This window comes from Pantoea sp. E956-1, assembly GCF_982223955.1.
The window spans coordinates 1-4245 of sequence record NZ_CEUYZP010000021.1 but is presented as its reverse complement, the minus strand read 5'-3'; the positions used below and the strand labels follow the sequence as shown (position 1 = coordinate 4245).

The following is a 4245-nucleotide window of genomic DNA, read 5'->3' as shown; positions in this document are numbered from 1 at the left end:
GCTCTTTAACAATATGACCCTGTGAATACACAGGCCGAGGCGAGTGCTTCGGGATTGGATGAATGCGCAGGCTGATGCGCACCGGGATCGCAACGTAAGTCGCAGCGGCGCAGTGATAGATGGTATGCGCGGTACACCGCACAAGGTCTGGTTAGTGCCATCCAGAAAGCCGGAGATCAGCACCGGACATCCAATCACCCAAGCACTCATCGAGGAATACCCATGAACAGAAATCAGCGTCGCATGGCGGCTTTTAACGCCCGTAAAGCATCAGAGGCTATCGAGCAGACACGCTTCAAGCGCCGCATAGTCAGCACCTTATCCAGCTGCAACCAGAGAGTAGAGAAAGCAGTTATCTCCCCTTCTCTGCGTGACAGGCATGAGAGCACATCACAGTGCTTACCAGAAATCGCGATATTCGCTGCAGGCTATCGCAACTCAAAAGACATCGTAACGGCGAGGTAGATATGAACGTGGAATGGAAGAACCCAAAGGAACCACCGGTAGTGAATCGTGGCGAAACAGTAAAGGTGTGGGCGCTGGTCGAATCGTGCATTTACGACACCAAATGGGGCGGGCTTGGTGACAATGGCAAAGCAACACGCACATCAACTCTGAAGTCTAAGACGGCGCGAGTGGTCGAATTCCACTATGGCAACGTATGCGCTACTGCAGAAGAAATAGCATACATGGAAGAGCAAGGTGAGTTTCCGGAATCAGCGCCCGGTCTACTTAATGACTGGATGAATGAAGATGGAGAGTTTCATGGCGTAGAAGGATTTTACCGTGAATACGCCGATGAGGGCGGGATGTGTATCGACGCTGTTACGGAAACTTCAAGCGGCCAGTTCTGGATTGAAAGCGGATGGTATGGGGAAGGAAATCCAGAAACTATCATGCTTGCTTGGGCTATTTTCGAGAAGCCTAAAGTGCCAGATGAATTACCGGACTTCACCTCTGAGGCTGCCTAACCCGCAGCCTTTTTCATTGGAGGCTCCATGATAAGCACTGGTAATTACATATTCATTTGGTTGGTGACTAGTGTGTTGATGGGGCTGGGGTTTATAGCCGGAGGGAATGTATGAGTGAGTTTAAAGGAAGTAAATCTCCGTGGTGGATTTCAGGTGAAAGCGAGAAGTGGAACCGAATTGTTGATGCAAATGGCGACCTGATTACTACGTGCTTTGCAATGCAGAATGAAGATGACGCAAATGCCAACCTGATAGCCGCCGCACCTGAGCTTCTTGAGGCGCTTCAGGAAATGGTCGCCATCGTTAAAAAGCACACATATCCGCAACCGGACAAGCCATCGTCCACATGGGGCCGTATGGAAGCAGCAGAAGCAGTAATCGCCCGGGCACTGGGCCAGTAACCACTGAGGATTTTGAGATGGGAAAAGATACAGGCGGTACAGCTTTCCCGTTGCCATTAGGCAGTGAAACGGTTGAAGGACAGGAAGGGATGACGCTGCGTGATTACTTCGCAGCAAAGGCGATGCATGGGTATATCTCGACAGCGGGCGCACCTTGCATCGTTGGCGGTCTGGATGGTGCAGAAGATGAACTAGCTAAGGGTGCCTACAAAATGGCCGACGCAATGTTACGCGCCCGGGGCCAGTAACCACTAACAGGAGAAGAGGATGATGATCAAGGTTGGTATGAGCAGTGATGATATAGATAAGCGCCTGAAGGATGAGGCGGTTGCAGCCATGCAGGAATATTTCCCCAGCGGGGGCATAGATTTTGATGATGTATGCAAGCTGTACGATGCAATTAACGAAGGGAAGATTCCCAACGTTGAACTCGTCAACTGAGTGACACCGTAAAGCCGCCTAATCAGACGGCTTTGAGGTGCTACGCACCAACGCTGTGAAGTTTCAAATGATAGAGACAGAACAGGATGCGATTTGGCCGCTTAGTGCGGCCTTCTTTTTTACCACAATTCAGGAGACGGAAATGACTGAAACTACCGATTTAGCAGTGCTGGAGATTAAACCTGAACAGGCTCCGGCACTGTATGTACCCAATGGCCTCGACGCTTACCTTGAGCAGATTCGCCAGCAGGTTAACGAAGTGCCTGACCTGAGCACTGCTAAAGGGCGGGCCCGCGTTGCATCACTGGCGGCTCAGGTATCACGCAGCAAGACGGCAATTGAGAAGCCGGGACGTGACTACCTTAAGCGCCTCAAAGAGGCTGTGAAGCCTGCTGAAGCAGAGATTAAGCGGTTCGTTGATGCTTGTGACAACTTACGCGATCTGACGCGCAGGCCACTCACTGAGTGGGAAGAAGAACAGGAACGCATCGCAGCGGAGAAAGCTGCCGAAGATGAGCGTCTGCGCATTGAAGCCGAGCAGAAAGCTGCTGAACAAGCCCTAAAAAAGCAGATTGAGTCCGATCACGAAATGGCCCTACTGCTTAACGATAAGTTCGACCGCGACGCTGCAGAAGCAAAAGCCAAAGCAGAACGCCAGCGCGCAGCACACGAAGAAGAGATTCGCCGTCAGGCTGCTGAACAGGCCCGAATTGAAGCAGAGCAGGCAGCACAGCGTGAGCGTGAAGCATCGGCTAAACGTGAGGCAGATTTGCAGGCAGCCAAGGAAAAGGCAGAGGCCGATGCAAAGTCCGCTCAGGACCGCGCAGAGCGTGAAGCCAGAGAGGCGCAGGAACGAGCCGAGCGACAGGCACAGGAAGCGCGCGAAAAGGCAGAGCGTGAGAAGCAAGCCGCTATCGAAGCTGAGCAGCGAAAGGCCCGTGACGCAGAAGCCGCCCGCCTGGCTGAAGAGAAGCGCATTGCAGATGAAGCTGCCGCCCGTGCTGCTGATGTTGCTCACCGCAAAGCAGTAAATAACAAAGCACTGGCAGATTTAGTCGCTGTCGGGCTGACCGAAGAAATGGCGCGAACCGTAATCACGGCCGTCGCCAAAGGCGAAGTTACTGCCATCCGCATCACCTACTAAAAACTCACCAACACCAAGGAATCACCCATGCAAGCTTTCGCTATAGCTGGGGCTACCCACATGGGTGGCTTCGGATTTAACACGTCTCAACTCGACCGTATCACCCGCCGTCTTCGTGCGAGCTTACGCAGTCTTATCGACACGCTTAACCAGAAAGGAAACCCGCTATGACCATTATCCCCGTTAACGGAACCATTCTGGTTCAGCAGGGCTGCAGCCACTTCAACAAGCTGTACGAGGAGGCATTCCCGGATACGCAGGAGGGCATGCACAAGGCCTATGAATGGGCGTCTGAGATTGCCCTGGGCTGGCACAACTGTCAGGACGAAGACTGGAACAAGAGGTTCAACAATCATGCAGCATGATGAAGATGAATTTGTCGCACTGATGCGCGGCATGCTTGGCGATTTAGCTGAGCCAATGACATATGAGCAGGCCGCAATGGATGCGGCGGCTGATTACCGTACGGAGCGACAGGCGGAGAGAATGGGAGTTGGATATGAGTAAGGAATTCTACGTCAGACTGGCAGAGATACAGCGAACTCTGAATGCGCCAAAGGGCCAGTACAACAGCTTTGGCAAGTATCACTACCGAAGCTGCGAAGACATCCTTGAGGGTGTGAAGCCGCTGCTTAATGGCCTGTTCCTGTCCATCTCCGACGAAATCGTTTTGATTGGCGATCGGTATTACGTCAAAGCTACGGCGACGATAACCGATGGCGAGACCACTCACAGCGCCTCCGCAATGGCCCGTGAAGCCGTCGACAAGAAAGGCATGGATGATGCTCAGATTACCGGCGCTACCAGCTCCTACGCCCGCAAATACTGCCTGAATGGCCTGTTCGGCATTGATGATTCAAAGGATGCTGACACGGACGAGCACAAGAACCAGCAGAGTGCATCCAGGCCGCAGTCAGCAAGCCAGAGGGTGCCAGCGACGCCTTCACAGGCTAAGCGCACGCCAGAGCAATTACTGGCTGCATTCACTGAGTACGCAATGAAGTCAACTCCTGCTGACCTTGAAAAAGCATGGGCATCAGCAGATCGCAATCTCACGGGAAAAGAGCAGCATGGCAAAGCTCTTTCCGTCTACTTAGACCGAAAATCCGAACTTGAAGGAGTGCCCGCATAATGGCGAGTCGTGGTGTGAATAAAGTAATCCTGGTTGGAAATCTGGGTCAGGATCCGGAAGTGCGTTACCTGCCCAATGGTGGCGCGGTGGCAAACATCACGCTGGCAACCTCTGAGAGTTGGCGCGATAAGCAGACAGGTGAGAACAAGGAAGTAA

The 4245-nt window shown here is 52.8% G+C and carries 10 protein-coding genes and 1 pseudogene; all 11 read left to right on the top strand.

Translation table 11 applies throughout. The features are described 5' to 3' along the window. Positions 1-222 precede the first annotated feature (222 nt). Entirely contained in the window at positions 223-465 is a 243-nt protein-coding gene (locus tag AC0T7J_RS24950) for a transcriptional antitermination N peptide (protein WP_473798371.1), read from the top strand. 41 nt (positions 466-506) lie between these two features. Beyond that, the gene (locus AC0T7J_RS24945; protein WP_473798368.1) at positions 507-971 is read left to right on the top strand and encodes a hypothetical protein; all 465 of its coding nucleotides are present in this window, start codon (positions 507-509) and stop codon (positions 969-971) included. 110 nt (positions 972-1081) lie between these two features. Next, positions 1082-1372 carry an MPN domain-containing protein gene (locus tag AC0T7J_RS24940; protein WP_473798365.1) on the top strand — a complete coding sequence of 97 codons (291 nt, stop codon included), beginning with the start codon at positions 1082-1084 and terminating at the stop codon, positions 1370-1372. A 17-nt stretch (positions 1373-1389) separates the two neighbouring features. Then, complete coding sequence (locus AC0T7J_RS24935; RefSeq protein ID WP_473798362.1) at positions 1390-1620, top strand: hypothetical protein; 231 nt, start codon at positions 1390-1392, stop codon at positions 1618-1620. A gap of 19 nt (positions 1621-1639) precedes the next feature. Next, positions 1640-1813: a hypothetical protein gene (locus AC0T7J_RS24930; protein ID WP_473798359.1), complete on the top strand. Its 174-nt coding sequence runs from the start codon at positions 1640-1642 to the stop codon at positions 1811-1813. Between the two features lie 142 nt (positions 1814-1955). After that, positions 1956-2957, top strand: a complete 1002-nt coding sequence (locus tag AC0T7J_RS24925) for a hypothetical protein (protein WP_473798356.1) — start codon at positions 1956-1958, stop codon at positions 2955-2957. Between the two features lie 27 nt (positions 2958-2984). After that, entirely contained in the window at positions 2985-3128 is a 144-nt protein-coding gene (locus AC0T7J_RS24920) for a protease FtsH-inhibitory lysogeny factor CIII (protein ID WP_197745993.1), read from the top strand. Continuing rightward, the gene (locus AC0T7J_RS24915; RefSeq protein WP_223563962.1) at positions 3125-3322 is read left to right on the top strand and encodes a DUF5444 family protein; all 198 of its coding nucleotides are present in this window, start codon (positions 3125-3127) and stop codon (positions 3320-3322) included. Before AC0T7J_RS24920 ends, AC0T7J_RS24915 begins: the two co-directional genes overlap by 4 nt. Further along, the gene (locus AC0T7J_RS24910) at positions 3312-3464 is read left to right on the top strand and encodes a hypothetical protein (RefSeq protein WP_473798351.1); all 153 of its coding nucleotides are present in this window, start codon (positions 3312-3314) and stop codon (positions 3462-3464) included. Before AC0T7J_RS24915 ends, AC0T7J_RS24910 begins: the two co-directional genes overlap by 11 nt. Next, positions 3457-4089: an ERF family protein gene (locus AC0T7J_RS24905; RefSeq protein WP_473798348.1), complete on the top strand. Its 633-nt coding sequence runs from the start codon at positions 3457-3459 to the stop codon at positions 4087-4089. Before AC0T7J_RS24910 ends, AC0T7J_RS24905 begins: the two co-directional genes overlap by 8 nt. Then, positions 4089-4245: pseudogene (gene ssb1 / locus AC0T7J_RS24900) on the top strand (single-stranded DNA-binding protein SSB1); the annotation flags it as partial. The gene AC0T7J_RS24905 and the pseudogene ssb1, both read left to right, overlap by 1 nt.

Bases quoted from the DNA above. Each gene is read 5' to 3' on its own strand.
- AC0T7J_RS24950 (WP_473798371.1), top strand. From the start codon at position 223: ATGAACAGAAATCAGCGTCGCATGGCGGCTTTTAACGCCCGTAAAGCA.
- AC0T7J_RS24940 (WP_473798365.1), top strand. From the start codon at position 1,082: ATGAGTGAGTTTAAAGGAAGTAAATCTCCGTGGTGGATTTCAGGTGAA.
- AC0T7J_RS24935 (WP_473798362.1), top strand. From the start codon at position 1,390: ATGGGAAAAGATACAGGCGGTACAGCTTTCCCGTTGCCATTAGGCAGT.
- AC0T7J_RS24930 (WP_473798359.1), top strand. From the start codon at position 1,640: ATGATGATCAAGGTTGGTATGAGCAGTGATGATATAGATAAGCGCCTG.
- AC0T7J_RS24925 (WP_473798356.1), top strand. From the start codon at position 1,956: ATGACTGAAACTACCGATTTAGCAGTGCTGGAGATTAAACCTGAACAG.
- AC0T7J_RS24920 (WP_197745993.1), top strand. From the start codon at position 2,985: ATGCAAGCTTTCGCTATAGCTGGGGCTACCCACATGGGTGGCTTCGGA.
- AC0T7J_RS24915 (WP_223563962.1), top strand. From the start codon at position 3,125: ATGACCATTATCCCCGTTAACGGAACCATTCTGGTTCAGCAGGGCTGC.
- AC0T7J_RS24910 (WP_473798351.1), top strand. From the start codon at position 3,312: ATGCAGCATGATGAAGATGAATTTGTCGCACTGATGCGCGGCATGCTT.
- AC0T7J_RS24905 (WP_473798348.1), top strand. From the start codon at position 3,457: ATGAGTAAGGAATTCTACGTCAGACTGGCAGAGATACAGCGAACTCTG.